The following is a 16,636-nucleotide window of genomic DNA, read 5'->3' on the forward strand; positions in this document are numbered from 1 at the left end:
AGTCCACGAGCTATGCGTCAAGCGCCAGGCATCCGGCGTCTGGCGATATATAGCCGATAAGGTCTATTCGGTTGTCCGATATCGTTCAATCTGTCATCGGGCCTTCATGTAAAATACGTTTCCCGACGCATCCCCGGGGCGTCTGTCTGAGCCAGCCACCAATACTGATAACAGGGTTAGCCGAGCCATGTCTTACATCCTCTCCATCGACCAGGGCACCACCAGCTCCCGCGCCATTGTGTTTGACGCCAGTGGCCGTGCCTGTGGGCAGGCGCAGAAAGAATTCCGCCAGCATTTCCCCCAGGACGGCTGGGTGGAGCACGATGCCATGGAGATCTGGAACGATACCCTGGCCCTGTGTCAGCAGGCCCTGCGCAATGCCCATTTGGAAGCCCGGCAGCTGGCGGCCATCGGCATCACCAACCAGCGGGAAACCACGGTGTTGTGGGATCGCAAGACCGGTGACCCATTGGCCAAAGCCATCGTCTGGCAGGACCGACGAACTGCCGGGCTCTGCCAGAGCCTGCGTGATGGCGGCCACGAGGACATGGTGCGCAGTAAGACCGGCCTGTTGCTGGATCCGTATTTTTCCGCCACCAAGCTGGCCTGGTTGCTGGACAATGTGCCCGGTGCCCGGCAGCGGGCCGAGGCCGGTGAACTGGCATTCGGCACCATTGATTGCTGGCTGCTCTGGCAGCTGACCCGCGGCAAGGTGCACGCCACCGATGCCACCAATGCCTCGCGCACCCTGCTGTTCAATATCCACGAACAGGCCTGGGATCCGGCGCTGCTGGAATTGTTCGATATTCCCGCTGCGGTGTTGCCGGAGGTTCGCGACAGCGCCGGGGAATTTGGCTCTACCTGCCCGGAGTCGCTGGGTGCTGCGGTGCCGGTGGCCGGTATCGCCGGCGATCAGCAGGCGGCGTTGGTGGGACAGGCCTGTTTTCAACCGGGCATGGTGAAGAGCACCTATGGCACAGGCTGTTTCATGGTGATGAACACCGGCGAGGCGGTGGAATCCCATAACCGTCTGCTCACCACCGTGGGCTACCGGCTCAATGGCAAAACCACCTATGCCCTGGAGGGCTCCATCTTTGTGGCCGGTGCGGCCATCCAGTGGCTGCGCGACGGGCTGAATCTGATCCGCGATGCCAGCGAAACCGAAGCGCTGGCACGTCGTGCCGGCTCCGCCGGTGGCGTTTATCTGGTGCCGGCTTTCACTGGCCTGGGTGCCCCCTGGTGGGATCCCCATGCCCGTGGCGCTCTACTCGGGCTGACCCGCGACACCGGCATTGCCGAGGTGGTGACGGCGGGACTGGAAGCGGTGTGCTACCAGTCCCGGGATCTGCTGGATGCCATGGCGGCGGACTGCGGTACCCGGCCTACCACCTTGCGAGTGGATGGCGGCATGGTGGTCAATAACTGGCTCAGCCAGACCTTGGCGGATGTGCTGGGTGTGTGCGTGGACCGACCCATGGTCACCGAGACCACCGCCCTGGGTGCCGCCTATCTGGCGGGGCTGGGGGTGGGTCTGTACGATTCCCTGGATGCGGTGGCCGAGCAGTGGCGCTGCGAGCGGGAATTTTCGCCGTTACTGGAAGAAGGGGAGCGCCAACGCCGTTATCAGGGATGGCGGGAGGCGGTGGCCCGTGTCTGCCAGAGCCCGGCTGGTGAGTGAGATGCTGGGCTAAGTGCCCGAAAAACCTAGGACTTTTGTGCTACTTTTTTCATTGGCATGGCGATGGACGGTCGGGTTTCAGGGATGAAAACTGTGACGCGGTAGACATTTATGGTTAGAGTCTAGTCAACAATAATACTAAATTGCTACCAGTGGGTGCGGCTGCTAGTGGGGATGGCTGCACCGGATCGGGAATCCGGCATGGATCAATCGTTAACGCTTAACCCGGCAGCCTTGCAGTCGCAGCGACTACGCCGGGTGCTGTTTGCCATTCTGGCCGGGGGGAGTGCTCATACTCTGCTTTGCTGGATCGCCCTGCAGCTGGATTTCTTCCGCGGCGGTTCCTCCTTGTTCTATGCCCTGTTTGGTGCGATCTGGGTGGGGCATCTGGGCTTTGTCCTGTTCATGCTGCTGGGGTTAAACCGCCGACTTTCCGAACCCTCCATGATCATGCCGCTAATGGTCTGGTCCACCACGGGTATCCTGCTGACGGCCCTGGTGGTGGATCAGGTGCGTCTGTGTGTAATGATGATTTTCTTTGCCATTGTCCAGATGGGGGTGTTGCAGGCGTCATTCCGGCAATTTGCCTGGCTGGCCGGTTATTGTGTACTCGGTTACGCCGTCATTCTCGGGGTGGTCTCAGGGTACTGGCCGGAGGTGGTGGATCTGCGCGGTGAATGGATTCAATGGGGGCTGTTTTCGGTAATGGTGCTGGCGGTGATTCTGCTGGCCTCGGAAATCTCCACTATTCGTTCCCAGTTGAGTCGGCGTAATCTGCAATTGGCAGACATTGTCGAACGCATCCACGACATGGCAGTGAAAGACGAGATGACCGGCTTCTATCGCCGTCGCCACGCCATGGAGTTGCTGGCCAAGGCCTGTGGACAGGCGGCCCGGGGTGCCTACCAGCTGGGTGTGGTGTATCTGGACCTGGACCATTTCAAACGCATTAATGATCAATATGGTCACCGGGTCGGGGACCTGGTGCTGGAGCGCTTTGCCGAGGTGTCCCGCCGTCACCTGAGCGGCCAGGATTTTGCCGCCCGGCTGGGGGGCGAAGAATTCATGCTGGTGCTGCCGGTCAGTGATCCGGAAGAGGCCAGTAATCTGGCTGAGGGCATCTTGCTGGGTATGCGCAGCCAGCGTTTCAAGGAGGCACCGGGGCTCAGTGTCACGGTGTCGGCGGGACTGGCCATGTACCATAGCGAGGAAACGCCGGATCAGGTGATCCTGCGTGCGGATCGGGCGCTCTATCAGGCCAAGGAATCCGGGCGCGATAAACTGGTGGTGGAGCAGGGGGCATGAATCAGGATCTGCGGCAGGCGGAAAAGCTGACACTCAGCGAGAAGCGTCTGCTCAAGCGCCATAGCCGATCGGCCATCGCCATCATGGCTATGCATACGCTGCTGTGCGTGGTGTATTTCCAGTTCGGCTATTTCGATGTAGAGCTGGAACAGGGTCTGATGATGCTGTTCGTGGTCTGGGCCTCTCTGTTTGCTTATCAGTTGCTGCTTGCTACCGGCTGGACCCTGCGCCTTGGCGAGCCGAGCCTGTCCTTGCCCATGGTGCTGCATTTCATGGTGGTGTTCATGGTGTCCGGTTACTACGTGGACGAGTTCCGTCTCAGCGTGGTTACCCTGTTCTTCGCCGGCCTGCTGCTGGCCTCTTTCCGGCTTTCCGGCAAGGTAATGATCGGGGTGGCGGTGCTGGCCAGTGCTGCCTATGCGGTGATGCTGTGGCTGGCCATGAACGACCGCTGGGTGCAACTGAGCCTGTCTGTGGAGGCATTGCAGTGGCTGGTGTTTTCCATGATCTCGGTAAGCTTTGCGATTACCGGGGGCGGAATCAACCGTCTGCGTGATGCGCTGGCCGACAAGAATCATCAACTGGCCCGGGCGGTGGAACAGGTCCGTGAAATGGCCATCCGTGATGACCTTACCGGCCTGTTCAATCGTCGCCATCTGCTGGAGATTCTGGAGCGTCAGCGAGCGTTGTTCGCCCGCAAAGGATTACCCTTCGCCATCTGTTATGTGGATCTGGACCATTTCAAGCAGATCAACGACCGCCATGGTCACGACTGGGGAGACCGGGTGTTACGTCGTTTCTCCGCGCTGGCTCTGGCGGGCATGCGGGATGGGGACTATTTTGGCCGTCTCGGGGGCGAGGAATTCCTGCTGATTCTGCCGCAGAGTGACGAGAGCGGCGCCCTGCGTGTGGCGGAGCGTTTGCGCGAGCGCTGGCGTGAGGAAAGCTTTATGCAAGAAGGTGGTCCCAACTCTGTCAGCCTGTCCGTGGGCGTTGCCGCCTGCCAGGAAGACGAAACCATCGACGAGCTGATCAATCGGGCAGACCAGGGATTGTACAAGGCCAAGTCCGGGGGCCGGAATCAGAGCAGGGTGGCGTGAGAAGGCAGTGAATAGTTAATAGTGAATAGTTAATAGTTTTCGCGCCTGGCTTTTGTTTTGTGTTGAAACGCATGAGGCCGCGCCCAAAACCCGGGCGCGGCCTCATGCGTTTTAATATCGCGGTCGTCTTTCTCGCGCGCTGTTCACTGTTCACTGACCGTGAACGCCACCAAATGCTTGGTCCCCAAACGCACATGCAGCGCATCGCCTTCCACCACATTGGTGTGGCTGTCGGTCTGACAGAGCAGGGTTTCGGCGGCGCCGACGCGCAGGTGGTAGAGGATAGTTGCGCCGGTGAACTGGCGGCGGGTGACGGGCAGGGCCAGATGCGCGCGCTCGTCGGCGATCACATCCTCTGGCCGTAACAGGACATCGACGTTGCTGCCGGGGGTCAGGGCCGTATTGCTGCGCCCGGTGAGTTCGCCAAGGCTGGTTCTGACCGTGTTTTCATCCATCACTTCCCCACGTAGAAAGGAGCCATACCCGGCGAACTCAGCCACGAAGCGGTTGGCGGGGGCGTGGTAGATGTTGTACGGCGTGTCCCATTGTTCCAGCTGGCCCTGGTGCATCACGCCCACCCGATCCGCAAGCGCAAAGGCTTCTTCCTGATCGTGGGTAACCAGCAGGGCAGTGACGCTTTCCTGGCGGAGAATATCGCCCAGCTCCCGGGCCAGGGCACGGCGCAAGTCCAGGTCCAGACTGGCAAAAGGTTCATCCAGCAAGAGCAAGGCGGGGCGGGGTGCCAGTGCCCGCGCCAGTGCGACCCGCTGTTGCTGGCCCCCGGACAGCTCATGGGGATAGCGGTCTTCCATGCCGGCCAGGCGGACCCGGTCCAGGCATTCGCTGACGCGCAGACGTTGTTGCTCGCGGGGTTGTTTGCGTAATCCGAAGGCCACGTTGTCGGCCACGGTCAGATGGGGAAAAAGGGCATGCTCCTGGAATACCATGCCCAGGCCGCGTTTTTCCGGGGGCAGCTGGCGGCTGCGGCTGGAGACCTGACGGCCCTGGATATGGATGCTGCCGCCGGTGATGGGTTCCAGCCCGGCAATGGCGCGCAGGGTGGTGGTTTTGCCGCAGCCGCTAGGGCCCAGCAGGCAGGCAATTTCACCGGCTGCCAGCTCCAGGCTCAGATCCTTTACCACGGCCTGCTGGTGGTAGCCGCAGGTCAGGTTTTCAAGTTGGAGTAATGATTCTTTCATCGGCTCCCCGGCGGTTGGATGCGGTGGCGGCGGTGCAGGTCTGGCTCCTCTCTGTTCCGCGCCTTGCAACTTTCAACGTGAAACTCAATGTTGCCCGGTCAGCAGAAACTCCAGCAACGCTTTCTGGGCATGCAGGCGGTTTTCCGCTTCATCCCACACCACTGAGCGGGGGTCGTCCATCATCTCATGGCTGACTTCCTCGCCACGGTGGGCGGGCAGACAGTGCATGAAAAGGGCATCCGGGTCGGCACGGTCCATCAGTTCCGGGGTGACCTGATAACCTTCAAAGGCATTGAGCCGGTCCTGCTGTTCGTCTTCCTGGCCCATGGAGGCCCACACGTCGGTGACCACCAGGTGCGCATCCTTCACCGCTTCGCTCACGTCCGCTTCCAGGCGCACCCGTTCCGGGTAACGGCTGAGCAATTCGCCATCCGGCTCGAAGCCAGAGGGGCTGCTGATCACCAGCTCGAAGTCAAACTGATTGGCGGCGTTGATATAGCTGGCACACATGTTGTTGCCATCGCCAACCCAGACCACTTTCTTGCCCTGAATACTGCCGCGATGCTCCACAAAGGTCTGCATGTCGGCCAGCAGTTGGCAGGGGTGGAAATCGTCGGTGAGTGCATTGATCACCGGCACCGCCGAATGCTCGGCAAAAGTTTCCACGGTGGCGTGATCGAAGGTGCGGATCATTACCGCGTCTACCATACGTGACAGCACGCGGGCGGAGTCCTCGATGGGCTCACCACGACCGAGCTGGGTGTCCCGTGGCGACAGGAAGATGCTGGAGCCGCCGAAGTGGGTCATCGCCACTTCAAAGGACACCCGGGTGCGGGTGGAGGATTTCTCGAAGATCATGCCCAGGGTCTTGCCCTGCAGAGGCGTGTGGCTCTGGCCATTACGCAGCATGGTTTTCAGTTCAATAGCGCGCTGGATCAGGTAGCCCAGCTCGTCCCGGCTCAGATCGGTGAGCGTCAGGAAGTGGCGGGTCATGCGACCTCCTGTTCGTTGGCGAAGTCATGGATGACCTGGGAGAGGGTATCTACCAGGTGCTGCATTTCTGTCTGGCTGATGACCAGTGGTGGCAGTAGACGGACCACGGAGCCAGCGGTGACATTGATCAGCAGGCCCGCATCCCGGGCCCGGTTGACCAGTTCGGCGCAGGGGCGATCCAGCTGGATGCCCAGCATCAGGCCGCGCTGACGGATTTCGGTGACCATGGGCAGGTCGGTCAAGGCTCGGGCGAAGGCGTCTTTCAGCCAGGCGCCCTTGTCGGCCACTCCATCCACCACGTCATCGGTGAGGGTGTTGACCACGGTCAGGGCAGTGGCGCAGCCCAGCGGGTTGCCGCCATAGGTGCTGCCGTGGTTGCCCGGGCCGAACACGCCATCGGCCTTGCCGGCCACCAGGCAGGCGCCGATGGGGAAGCCGTTACCCAGGCCCTTGGCGGTGGTCAGTACGTCCGGGGTGACCTGGTCACCCAGACAGGCGAAGTAATCGCCGGTCCGGCCATTGCCGGACTGGATCTCGTCCAGCATCAGCAGCCAGTTCTGTTCATCACACAGGGTCCGAAGGCCGGGCAGGTAATCGCTGGCGGGGATATTGATCCCGCCTTCGCCCTGTATCGGTTCCACCAGCACGGCGACCACATCCGGGTTGTCGGCCAGGGCGCGTACGGCATCCAGATCGTTAAAGGGTACCCGCACAAAGCCGTCGAGTAACGGGGCAAAGCCTTCCTGCACCTTGGCGTTTGCCGTGGCGGACAGGGTGGCCATGGTACGACCATGGAAGCTGCCTTCCATCACCACTACGGTTGGGCGGCTGACGCCCTTGCGCTGGCCGAACAGGCGGGCAATCTTGATGGCCGCTTCATTGGCTTCAGCGCCGGAATTCGAGAAGAACACGCTCTGCATGCCGCTCAACTCGCACAGACGCTGGGCCAGAGCCTCCTGAGCCGGGATGCGGTAAAGATTGGAGGTATGCATCAGCTGCCCGGCCTGATCCGCCAGGGTGCGGGTCACCGCCGGGTGGCAATGACCCAGGTTGCAGACCCCGATACCGGAGATGGCATCCATATATTTGTGGCCGGCTTCATCAAAGAGCCATACCCCTTCACCGCGCACAAACGCCAGCGGCTGCCGTGCATAGGTGGGAATCAGATATTGCGACATAACAGGCAATTGATAATTGATAATGGAGAATTGATAACGGGCACCGGACCGTTGATCACAGCACCGTCTGTACGCGTCCCAAATAAAAAACGGCAGCCGAAGGCTGCCGGAACCGTCGATAATAGCGCACAATTCAGTGAATAGTTAACAGTGAATAGTGAACAGCGGTAGGCTGTTGCCCCGTTTTTAGCTATCAAGGAGCCCCTGAATAACTCCTTGCGTACTCAGCGTGGCCTGAAGGGTGCAGCTGTTGTGTTTTGTCGCGACGGACAGGGTGGTTCCCTTTCCTAGCGACAAAGCGCAGCAGATGTGCCCTTCAGGCCTCGCCCTCCGGGGCTTCCAGGCTGGCCCACACTCGTTGTTGCACTTTCTCGACAGGCAACCAGCATGCCTTCAAAAGTGCGCCTAGATTGTGAGCCAGCCTGAAAGCCTGAGCATGCAAGGAGTTATTCAGGGGCTCCTTCACTATTCACTATTAACTGTTAATTGCCTTTATGAATCCTGTCCAGCTCAGTATTTTTGCTAATCGTCTGTCAGGGGTCTGTGATGAGATGGGGGCGGTGCTGCGGCTCAGCGCCCTGTCTCCCAATATCAAGGATCGCCTGGATTTCTCCTGTGCCATTTTCGATGCGCAGGGCAGGCTCTGTGCCCAGGCGGCTCATATCCCTGTGCATCTGGGGTCCATGGCCTATGCCATGGCAGATCTGGTCAGCGGCAGGGACTGGAAGCCCGGTGACCTGCTGGTGGTCAATGATCCGTATCTGGGCGGTACGCATCTACCGGATGTGACCGTGGTCGCGCCGGTGTTCCAGGCGTCGAGCCTGATCGGCTTTGCCGTGACCCGGGCCCACCACGCCAATATTGGCGCCCACAGCCCGGGCTCCATGCCGGTGTCCACCCGTCTGGACCAGGAAGGGATCGTCATTGCCCCCAGTTGGCTGAAACGGGCAGGGCAGTGGCAGGTGCCCTTGTGCCGACAGCTGGCCGGGCTGGATGAGAGCGGGGCGCTGCCAGTGGAGAGCCGGCGCTTCGCCGATTTTGTCGCCCAGGCCAGTGCCTGTGAGGCTGGTGCCCGGCGTCTGGCGGAGCTGGCGGACCAGCAAGCGGATCTGGTCGCCGCCTTCGATGCCCTCAATGCCTATGGCGAAAAGCGCGCCCGGGCCCGCATTGCCGCTCTGCCGGACGGCTGCTACCGCTTCCAGGATTACATGGATGACGACGGCCAGGGGCAGCAGGACATCCTCATTGCCGTTACCCTGACCATTGCGGGAGAGCAGGCCTCGCTGGATTTCGCCGGTACTGCCGACCAGGTAGCGGGTAATATCAATTGCCCCCTGTCCGTGGCGGCTGCGGCCGCCTATTACTGTTTTCGTTGCCTGATGGATGATGACGTGCCTGCCTGTGATGGGCTGTTTCGTCCCATCAGCCTGTCTGCTCCTCCCGGATCCCTCCTCAATGCCCGTCGCCCGGCGGCGGTGGCTGCCGGCAATGTGGAAACCAGCTCGCGGGTGGTGGATGTGGTGCTGGGGGCGCTGGCCCAGGCGGCGCCGCAGGCGATCCCCGCAGCCAGCCAGGGGACGATGAATAATGTGGCCATGGGCGCAGCGGGTGACGATGGCTGGGATTATTACGAAACCATGGCTGGCGGCACTGGTGCCCACGCTCGCGGCCCCGGGCTGTCGGCGGTACACAGCCATATGACCAATACCCTCAATACCCCCATCGAAAGCCTGGAATCCCACTATCCACTGCGGGTACACCGTTACCAGGTGCGCCGGGGCAGCGGTGGCGCCGGCCAGTTTGTGGGCGGCGATGGCCTGGTCCGTGAGCTGGAGTTTCTGGGCGATGCCCAGGTAACTCTGCTTACCGAGCGTCGTCGCCATGCCCCGTGGGGGTTGGCTGGTGGGGAGAGCGGTGCGGTGGGGGAAAATCGCCACAATGGCAGGTTGGTGCCGCCGAAAACCAGCTTTACTGCACGCGCTGGTGATCGTTTGCTCGTGGCCTCCCCGGGGGGAGGTGGTTATTGTGATACGAAGAGTAAATGATAATGATAACGAATTGATATTGATTCTTTTTCACTGTATCTTCCCTGCGCATACGCTCTTTACAGTTTTTGCAATTGTGTTGGGAAGGAAAAAATCATGCATATACAGCGTCGCTTGCTCTGCTGTGCCATCGCCTCTGCTATGGCCACTGGAGCTGCTCCGGCTTTTGCTGACCAAGCCAATGAACTGAAACCGGTGCAGATCCTGGGGGATCGCCAGAATACCTTTAGTGTTAGTGGCTCTGCCCATGTGCTCACCAACGAAGACCTGGAAGAAAAAGAAAACACCGATGTGCACCGCATGCTGCGCGACGTGCCCGGCGTTTATTTCCAGGAAGAGGAAGGTTATGGTCTGCGCCCGAATATCGGTATCCGTGGTTCCGGTCGTGACCGCTCCAGCAAGGTTTCTCTGATGGAAGACGGGGTGCTGATTGCCCCGGCTCCCTATGCTGCCCCGGCTGCCTATTACTTCCCCAGCGCTGGTCGTTTCTACGGTGTTGAAGTGCTGAAAGGCCCGGATACCCTGCGTTATGGCCCCTTTACCGTGGGCGGTGCGATTAACTTCCTGTCCACCCCGATTCCTGCCCGTGCTTCCGGCATGGTCAACGTGGAAGGCGGTGAAGACGGCGCCCAGCGGGCTCACGCCTACTACGGTGCTACCGAAGGCCAGTTCGGCTTCATGCTGGAAGCGCACCAGCAACGCACTCAGGGGTTCAAGGACATCGATCGTTCCAACCGCGACGCGGGTTTTGATAAGCGTGACTATGTCGCCAAGCTGCGCTGGCAGGCGCCGGAAACCGCTGATATCCAGCAGGCGGTCGAATTGAAGCTGGAACACTCCACTGAAGTGTCCGACGAAACCTACCTGGGCTTGACCGACCGGGATTTTGAGCGTGATGCCAACCGTCGTTACGGCATGAGTGACATTGATCAGATGGATAATGATCGCGATGCGGTGTCTCTGCGTCATACCTTGGTGTTTGACGAGAGCACCCAGTTGAACTCTGTGGTGTACCGCAACGAGTTCAACCGTAATTGGTACAAGCTGGCCAGTATCGGTGGCCAGGGCATTGGCGGTTTTGTGGCGGATGCCAACGCGAATGGTGGTGCCAAACAGGCTGTTCTGCGTGGTACCGCTGATGCCACGGATCTGGTGTTCAAGAACAATAATCGTGAGTACGTTTCTGAGGGCGTGCAGACCGAACTGAACCACCGTTTCCAGACCGGTTCTGTGGACAATGATCTGATTATCGGGGCCCGTTACCACCAGGATGAAGTGGATCGCTACCAGCCCACTGATACCTTTGATCAGACCAATGGCAGCCTGGTGTATCAGACGTCCACTTTGCCCACCGGCGGTGATAACCGTCTGGAAAATGCCGATGCAATGTCTGCCTGGATCATCGACCATGCTTATGTAGGTGATTTTATTGTCACCGGCTCCCTGCGTTACGAGAATGTGGAAAGCAAGAGCAAGCGCTGGGGTGATCCGGCTCGCAACACTGTCAGTGCCCGCACCGAAAACCGTAACGAAGAACTGATGGCTGGCCTCGGCGCTACCTGGCTGCTTAATGACAATTGGTCTGTCCTGGCCGGTGTGCATCAGGGCTTTGCGCCGGCAGGCGCCTCTTCCCAGAAAGGCACCGATGCAGAAAAAAGCGTTAACTACGAAACCGGTTTCCGTTACTGGCAGGAAAACTTCAGTGCCGATGTGATCGCGTTCTACAGCGATTATGAAAACACCATCCAGAACTGCTCCATCGCAAACCCATGCCCGAATGGTAACGACTCCGGCACCCAGAGCTTTGGTGAATCCGAAGTGCTTGGTCTGGAAGTGGGCCTGAACAGCGTGGTCTGGAGAGGTGACAGCGGTTTGCAAGCACCTGTGCGACTGACCTATACCTACACCGATGGCGAAATCACCAAGGATGCGGATGACCTGTCCGTGCTGGATGGCGATGTACTGCCTTACCTGCCTGAGCATCTGGCCAGCCTGACCTTCGGCCTGGAAAAGCCGGCGGCCTGGTCTGCGCTGATGTCCGTCAGCCACACCGAGGGTATGTGCATCGACAATAGCTGTGATCGTCCTGGTCAGGTAACTACGTTCAAGCGCACCAGTGATTATGTGATTGCGGATGTAGTGGCCACTTACCACGTAAACAGCGATATGGAAGTGTATGCCAAGGTGGATAACGTGTTTGACGATCAGGAAATCGTCTCCCGTGATCCCGCTGGTGCCCGTCCCAACAAGCCGCGTACCGGCTACCTGGGTATGAAAGTGCGCTTCTAAAGCATTCGGCTGTGGCAACATGATGAAAAGGGGGCTTCGGCCCCCTTTTTGCTATGGAATACCCTTGAAGCCGCATTGTTCCGGCCCCATCTGGGAGGGGCAGGGCCATCAGTGGTAGAATAGTGGCCAACCACAGCTAATACACCCCAAACCGCCAGGTAGTCAGTATGGATGTTATCCAGGTCATCAAAGACCAGATCGAAAAGAACCCGGTGATCCTCTACATGAAGGGCACCCCGCAATTCCCCCAGTGCGGTTTTTCCGCCCAGGTAGTGGAAGCCATGACCGCTGTTGGCAAGCCGTTTGCCTACGTGAATATCCTGGAGGCGCCGGAAATCCGTCAGAGCCTGAAGGAATACGCCAACTGGCCGACTTACCCGCAGTTGTGGGTAGGTGGTGAGCTGGTTGGTGGCTGTGACATCATTATGGATATGTACCGTTCCGGGCAGCTCAAAGAGCTGGTGGAAGGGGCCGCAGTTGATGCGGATGAGTCCCAGTCTTGATTTGAGTCAGATTCCGGCAGATTTTTTCTTTTTCTTCCGAATCTTGTTCACGCATAAAAAGCCCGGGTGAACCGGGTTTTTTTATGTGTGGTTACAGAAAGCTAATTAAGAATTAGTTTCAATCCTGTTTCGTTTTCGTTTACATTTCCGCCATTCTTTACATCGCTTACATTTTGGGAAGGTGGAAATATGTTCAAGCGCACTGTCATTGCAGCTGCCATCGCGGCGTCTCCTTTTGCTGCCCACGCAGCTCAGTCTGTTGAGGATCTGCAGAAGCAGATCGATATCCTGGCCCAGGAAGTTGAGACCCTGAAAAAGGACCAGGGGGCTGCCTCCAATCCGTTCGGCAAGGTGAGCCTGGGTGGTTACGGTGAGATCCATTACAACCACTACAACCGGGATCCCGAGTTCGGTGGCAAACAGGAAAATGACCAGATTGATGCCCATCGCTTTGTACTGTTCGTCGGCTATGATTTCACCGACAAGGTGCGCTTCTTCTCCGAAGTGGAGCTGGAGCACAGCCTGTCCGGTGACGGCAAACCCGGTGAAGTGGAGCTGGAACAGGCCTACATTGAAGTCGACACCACTGCCAATACCAAACTGAAAATGGGTCAGTTCCTGGTCCCGGTGGGCATCATCAACGAGACCCACGAGCCGGACACGTTCTACGGCGTTGAGCGTAACACCCTGGAAAAAGAAGTGATTCCCGCTACCTGGTGGGAAGCCGGTGCCATGTTCAGCCAGGACCTGGGGGCAGGCCTGACCTATGATGTGGCACTGCACTCTGGTTTGAATTTTGATGGTGGTACCCGTATTCGCAGCGGTCGCCAGAAAGTCGCCGAAGCAGACGCCAACAAAGGCGCAGCCACCGGTCGTATCCGCTATGTGGGCATCCCCGGCCTGGATCTGGCCTCTTCCATTCAGTACCAGCAGGACGTGAATCAGGACATAATCGGCACTGATGATGTGAGCGGTCGCCTGGTGGAAGCCCATGCCCGTTACTCCATTGCCGGGGTTACCGCTACAGTTCAGAAAGCTCGTTGGGACTTCAACGGCTTTGAAGGTACCAACAAAGACCGCCAGGAAGCCGAGCTGTACGAGCTGTCCTACCGCTTCAACGATAATGTCGGTGTATTCAGCCGTTACGAAAACATCAACCTGGCAGCGGAAGGTGGCAATGAAAGCGCCGAGCAGATGATCACTACCTTCGGTGTGAACTACTGGATCGTTCCGCAAGTCGTGGTTAAAGCTGATGTACAGAACGTTAACTACAAAGACAGCGGCGAAGATGACAAGGCTGATGACAGCATCAACCTGGGCATCGGCTGGAGCTTCTAAACCTTGCGTTTATTGAGCTTGAAACGCGCAGCAGGACGGGCTTGGCTCGTCCTGCTGCTGTGTTTGTCTGGTTATACCTCTGCGGAAGATGTGTATCTGTCCGTTCCGGATTTCATGGCTGAACAGTTTGAAACGGTGCCGTCTCCCGCCATGCTCTGGCTGGATGATGAGCAGCGTAAGCAGGCTTTGGAACTGTCCGGTGAAGACCCCGGCTTTCGACAGCGTTACTGGCGCCAGGAGGGTAAATCCGCCTGGGTGCTGAACGTAATTGGTCGGGATCACCCCATTACCCTTGGTATTAGCGTAGAAGCCGGTAAAATCGCAGGACTGCGTGTGCTGATCTATCGGGAATCCAGGGGCTGGGAAGTAAGACATCCCTTCTTTACTCGTCAATTCGATCAGGCACAGCTGGAAAATGGCAGGCTGAATCGATCCATCGACAATATTACCGGGGCAACGCTGTCAGTAAATGCGTTGCAGCGGGCGGCAAAACTGGCGCTCTGGCTGGATCAGCAACTGCCTGACTAACATCGTTTGTTTTTTCAGGGGACTCCATGGGCCTTCGCAAACCCACTCGACAGTGGCGCCGCTGGCATCGCTGGCTGGGCCTGCTTGTGGCCGTGCCGGTGTTGATTCTTTCTGTGACCGGTGTGTTGCTGAATCACATTGATGCCTTTGGCTGGTCCAACTCACCCCTCCCACCCATGTTGGCGCGCTGGTACGGAGCGCCGGTACCGGTGAATTTGCAGGGTCGACAGATAAACGGTCAGTGGTATGCCCAGACCAATGAACGTCTGTTCATCGGTGAGCGTGATGCCTTTTACTGTCAGTCACCATTCCGCGGAGCGACAAGCCCCCGAGACCTGATTATCGTGGGCTGTGGTGACGAGCTGCTGCTGCTGAATGAGGCGGGACAGGCTATTGAACGTGTTGGCTCTGCCTTTGGGGTGCCGGCCTTTAGCGAGCTGGGCACCATAGACGGAAAGTTGGCTCTGAAAACCCCTGACGGGCTAGTCCGCTTCGACGTGGATCATCTGATCAGTGAGCGGGTTGACCCGCAGTCGCAATGGCAACCATCGACCCTGGTCCCGCTGCCGTCGGCTCTGGCGGATCAGATCCGTAGTCAGAGTGTTCCTCCTTCCCTGAATTGGCAGCGCCTGCTGCTGGATTTGCATGCGGGGCGCGTATTGGGTTTCGCCGGGCAGCTCCTGATGGACTTGGCTGCTCTGATGCTGAGTATCCTGGCGGTCACCGGAACCGTGATCTGGGCCCGTAGCCGGCGATAATTTGAACGGCTGAGGGTGAATTCGCGGACATTGGCCGGCCTGCCTATTGAAAGCATGGCCATAATCCCCATGATAGTGCCATGCAGCGCGGCGGCAGCCGTTGTATTATCGCTGCTCAGATTCAATGTTGGTTCCGGCATCCTCAATGGCCGGATAGTCAATCTAGTCGTAATGGAGAGAAACAATGGGCGTTCTGGTAGGTAAACCTGCACCTGATTTTACGGTTCCCGCAGTACTGGGCGATGGCAGCATCGTTGACGAATTCACCCTGTCCGAAGCCATCAAGGGCAAGTATGGTCTGGTGTTCTTCTACCCGCTGGACTTCACCTTTGTCTGCCCCTCCGAGCTGATCGCTCTGGATCACCGCATGGACGCGTTCAAAGAGCGCAACGTGGAAGTGATCGGTGTGTCCATCGATAGCCACTTTACCCACAACGCATGGCGTAACACTCCGGTCAACGAAGGCGGCATCGGCCCGGTAAAATACACCCTGGCCGCTGACATGAACCACGGCATTGCCCAGTCTTACGACGTCGAGTCCGAAGGCGGCATGGCATTCCGCGGTGTGTTCCTGATCGACCAGAACGGTGTGGTTCGCAGCCAGATCGTTAACGATCTGCCCCTGGGCCGTAACATGGACGAGCTGATTCGTCTGGTTGACGCCCTGCAGTTCCACGAAGAGCACGGTGAAGTGTGCCCGGCGGGCTGGCAGAAAGGTGATTCCGGTATGAAGGACACCCCGGACGGCGTGGCCGAGTACCTGTCTGGTAACGCAGACAAGCTGTAATAAACAGCACAAAGAAAAGGGGCGCCAGAAATGGCGCCCCTTTTTTGTGTGTCTGACGTCGGATGTCTGACGTCAGACGCTTTTGTCGTCCGACCTCTGACCTCCGACGTCAGACCGCATTAATCCAGCTGCTTCGCCAGCGTTGGCGGCATGTCCTTCGGCGGCGGGGGGGGCCAGCCGCCCAGGTCCTTGAAACGGTTGACCATGGAGCAGAACAGTTCCGCAGTACGGGTGGCATCGTAGAGCGCCGAGTGTGCCTCGCGCTGATTGAAGCGGATGCCGGCGGCCTCGCAGGCCTTGGCCAGCACGGTCTGGCCATACACCAGTCCGGCGAGGGCAGCGGTGTCGAAGCTGGAGAACGGGTGGAAGGGGTTGCGCTTGATGTCGGCGCGTTCCGATGCCGAGTTCAAGAATCCCTGATCGAAGGAAGCTGTTATGGCCCACCAGCACCGCACGGGTGCAGCCGTGGTGCTTGATGGCCTTGCGCACCGGTTCGAATACCCCTTTCAGGGCGGTTTCCTCGGGCACCGCACCCCGTAACGGGTTGTCCGGGTCAATGCCGGTGAAATCCAGTGCCGCCTGTTCGATATTGGCCCCCGGGAAGGGGTCCACATGAAACTGGATGCGGGTGGACGGGCGCAGGTAGCCCTGGGCATCCATATCAATCAGGACGGCGGCAATTTCCAGCAGCGCGTCAGTCTGGGCATTGAAGCCCCCGGTTTCCACATCGATAACTACAGGCAAAAAGCCCCGAAACCGCAGCGCCAGGCTGGGGTGCTGATCATTCATGATCACTCCATCAGACACACAAATCCCGTCTGACTGCCCTGGGCAGCCGCGAGAGGGGGTATGCTACCGGGAAAGCCTGCAGGGGCAACAGGCGAGAAAGCGGATCGGAGATGACGCCAGCCGGGCAGGGCGGGTACAATACGCGG

13 protein-coding genes and 1 pseudogene are annotated in these 16,636 nt (G+C 58.9%); 10 read left to right on the plus strand and 4 right to left on the minus strand.

Going from position 1 to position 16,636, the window contains the following annotated elements; translation table 11 throughout:
* The first annotated feature begins 187 nt into the window (after positions 1 to 187).
* From glpK to KZ772_RS17965, 3 genes are all read left to right on the plus strand, one after another.
* Positions 188 to 1,678, plus strand: coding sequence for a glycerol kinase GlpK (glpK, locus tag KZ772_RS17955; RefSeq protein ID WP_290537778.1), 1,491 nt, complete (start codon positions 188 to 190; stop codon positions 1,676 to 1,678).
* A gap of 201 nt (positions 1,679 to 1,879) precedes the next feature.
* Positions 1,880 to 2,983 carry a GGDEF domain-containing protein gene (locus KZ772_RS17960; RefSeq protein WP_290537779.1) on the plus strand — a complete coding sequence of 368 codons (1,104 nt, stop codon included), beginning with the start codon at positions 1,880 to 1,882 and terminating at the stop codon, positions 2,981 to 2,983.
* Complete coding sequence (locus KZ772_RS17965) at positions 2,980 to 4,083, plus strand: GGDEF domain-containing protein (RefSeq protein WP_290537780.1); 1,104 nt, start codon at positions 2,980 to 2,982, stop codon at positions 4,081 to 4,083. The genes KZ772_RS17960 and KZ772_RS17965 overlap by 4 nt, the downstream gene beginning before the upstream one ends.
* Positions 4,084 to 4,226: 143 nt before the next feature.
* Here the strand turns inward: KZ772_RS17965 and KZ772_RS17970 are convergent, their stop codons facing one another.
* The 3 genes from KZ772_RS17970 to KZ772_RS17980 all read right to left on the minus strand — a co-directional run bounded on the left by KZ772_RS17970 (position 4,227) and on the right by KZ772_RS17980 (position 7,453).
* Entirely contained in the window at positions 4,227 to 5,282 is a 1,056-nt protein-coding gene (locus KZ772_RS17970) for an ABC transporter ATP-binding protein (protein WP_290537781.1), read from the minus strand.
* A gap of 84 nt (positions 5,283 to 5,366) precedes the next feature.
* Positions 5,367 to 6,275 (minus strand): ornithine carbamoyltransferase, encoded by a 909-nt coding sequence (argF, locus tag KZ772_RS17975; protein ID WP_290537782.1) that lies wholly within the window; start codon positions 6,273 to 6,275, stop codon positions 5,367 to 5,369.
* The gene (locus tag KZ772_RS17980) at positions 6,272 to 7,453 is read right to left on the minus strand and encodes an aspartate aminotransferase family protein (protein ID WP_290537783.1); all 1,182 of its coding nucleotides are present in this window, start codon (positions 7,451 to 7,453) and stop codon (positions 6,272 to 6,274) included. Before KZ772_RS17980 ends, argF begins: the two co-directional genes overlap by 4 nt.
* A gap of 494 nt (positions 7,454 to 7,947) precedes the next feature.
* Here KZ772_RS17980 and KZ772_RS17985 point away from each other — a divergent pair, with 494 nt between their 5' ends.
* The 7 genes from KZ772_RS17985 (at position 7,948) to KZ772_RS18015 (ending at position 15,701) form a co-directional block, all read left to right on the plus strand.
* Positions 7,948 to 9,498 carry a hydantoinase B/oxoprolinase family protein gene (locus tag KZ772_RS17985; RefSeq protein ID WP_290537784.1) on the plus strand — a complete coding sequence of 517 codons (1,551 nt, stop codon included), beginning with the start codon at positions 7,948 to 7,950 and terminating at the stop codon, positions 9,496 to 9,498.
* 96 nt (positions 9,499 to 9,594) lie between these two features.
* On the plus strand, positions 9,595 to 11,787 hold the full coding sequence (locus KZ772_RS17990; RefSeq protein WP_290537785.1) for a TonB-dependent receptor: 2,193 nt from the start codon (positions 9,595 to 9,597) through the stop codon (positions 11,785 to 11,787).
* A gap of 167 nt (positions 11,788 to 11,954) precedes the next feature.
* Entirely contained in the window at positions 11,955 to 12,290 is a 336-nt protein-coding gene (grxD, locus tag KZ772_RS17995; RefSeq protein ID WP_290537786.1) for a Grx4 family monothiol glutaredoxin, read from the plus strand.
* A gap of 189 nt (positions 12,291 to 12,479) precedes the next feature.
* Positions 12,480 to 13,628, plus strand: coding sequence for a porin (locus KZ772_RS18000; protein ID WP_290537787.1), 1,149 nt, complete (start codon positions 12,480 to 12,482; stop codon positions 13,626 to 13,628).
* A gap of 114 nt (positions 13,629 to 13,742) precedes the next feature.
* Positions 13,743 to 14,156: an FMN-binding protein gene (locus KZ772_RS18005; RefSeq protein WP_290537788.1), complete on the plus strand. Its 414-nt coding sequence runs from the start codon at positions 13,743 to 13,745 to the stop codon at positions 14,154 to 14,156.
* A 26-nt stretch (positions 14,157 to 14,182) separates the two neighbouring features.
* A complete protein-coding gene (locus tag KZ772_RS18010) occupies positions 14,183 to 14,914 on the plus strand; it encodes a PepSY domain-containing protein (RefSeq protein WP_290537789.1) in 732 nt (243 codons plus the stop codon).
* A 184-nt stretch (positions 14,915 to 15,098) separates the two neighbouring features.
* On the plus strand, positions 15,099 to 15,701 hold the full coding sequence (locus KZ772_RS18015) for a peroxiredoxin (RefSeq protein ID WP_035248916.1): 603 nt from the start codon (positions 15,099 to 15,101) through the stop codon (positions 15,699 to 15,701).
* Positions 15,702 to 15,820: 119 nt separating this feature from the next.
* Here KZ772_RS18015 and rnt read toward each other — a convergent pair.
* Positions 15,821 to 16,490 (minus strand): annotated as a pseudogene (gene rnt, locus KZ772_RS18020) (ribonuclease T).
* Positions 16,491 to 16,636: the final 146 nt, after the last annotated feature.

The sequence above is a fragment of the Alcanivorax sp. genome (assembly GCF_019431375.1).
GTDB classification, from domain to species: Bacteria; Pseudomonadota; Gammaproteobacteria; order Pseudomonadales; family Alcanivoracaceae; genus Alcanivorax; species Alcanivorax jadensis_A.

What these genes read in the sequence shown, in the direction of transcription:
- KZ772_RS17990 (WP_290537785.1), top strand. Translation starts at nt 9,595, where the DNA reads ATGCATATACAGCGTCGCTTGCTCTGCTGTGCCATCGCCTCTGCTATG.
- KZ772_RS18015 (WP_035248916.1), top strand. Translation starts at nt 15,099, where the DNA reads ATGGGCGTTCTGGTAGGTAAACCTGCACCTGATTTTACGGTTCCCGCA.
- KZ772_RS18000 (WP_290537787.1), top strand. Translation starts at nt 12,480, where the DNA reads ATGTTCAAGCGCACTGTCATTGCAGCTGCCATCGCGGCGTCTCCTTTT.
- grxD (WP_290537786.1), top strand. Translation starts at nt 11,955, where the DNA reads ATGGATGTTATCCAGGTCATCAAAGACCAGATCGAAAAGAACCCGGTG.
- KZ772_RS17965 (WP_290537780.1), top strand. Translation starts at nt 2,980, where the DNA reads ATGAATCAGGATCTGCGGCAGGCGGAAAAGCTGACACTCAGCGAGAAG.
- argF (WP_290537782.1), bottom strand. Translation starts at nt 6,275, where the DNA reads ATGACCCGCCACTTCCTGACGCTCACCGATCTGAGCCGGGACGAGCTG.
- glpK (WP_290537778.1), top strand. Translation starts at nt 188, where the DNA reads ATGTCTTACATCCTCTCCATCGACCAGGGCACCACCAGCTCCCGCGCC.
- KZ772_RS17970 (WP_290537781.1), bottom strand. Translation starts at nt 5,282, where the DNA reads ATGAAAGAATCATTACTCCAACTTGAAAACCTGACCTGCGGCTACCAC.
- KZ772_RS17985 (WP_290537784.1), top strand. Translation starts at nt 7,948, where the DNA reads ATGAATCCTGTCCAGCTCAGTATTTTTGCTAATCGTCTGTCAGGGGTC.
- KZ772_RS17980 (WP_290537783.1), bottom strand. Translation starts at nt 7,453, where the DNA reads ATGTCGCAATATCTGATTCCCACCTATGCACGGCAGCCGCTGGCGTTT.
- KZ772_RS18010 (WP_290537789.1), top strand. Translation starts at nt 14,183, where the DNA reads ATGGGCCTTCGCAAACCCACTCGACAGTGGCGCCGCTGGCATCGCTGG.
- KZ772_RS17960 (WP_290537779.1), top strand. Translation starts at nt 1,880, where the DNA reads ATGGATCAATCGTTAACGCTTAACCCGGCAGCCTTGCAGTCGCAGCGA.
- KZ772_RS18005 (WP_290537788.1), top strand. Translation starts at nt 13,743, where the DNA reads ATGGCTGAACAGTTTGAAACGGTGCCGTCTCCCGCCATGCTCTGGCTG.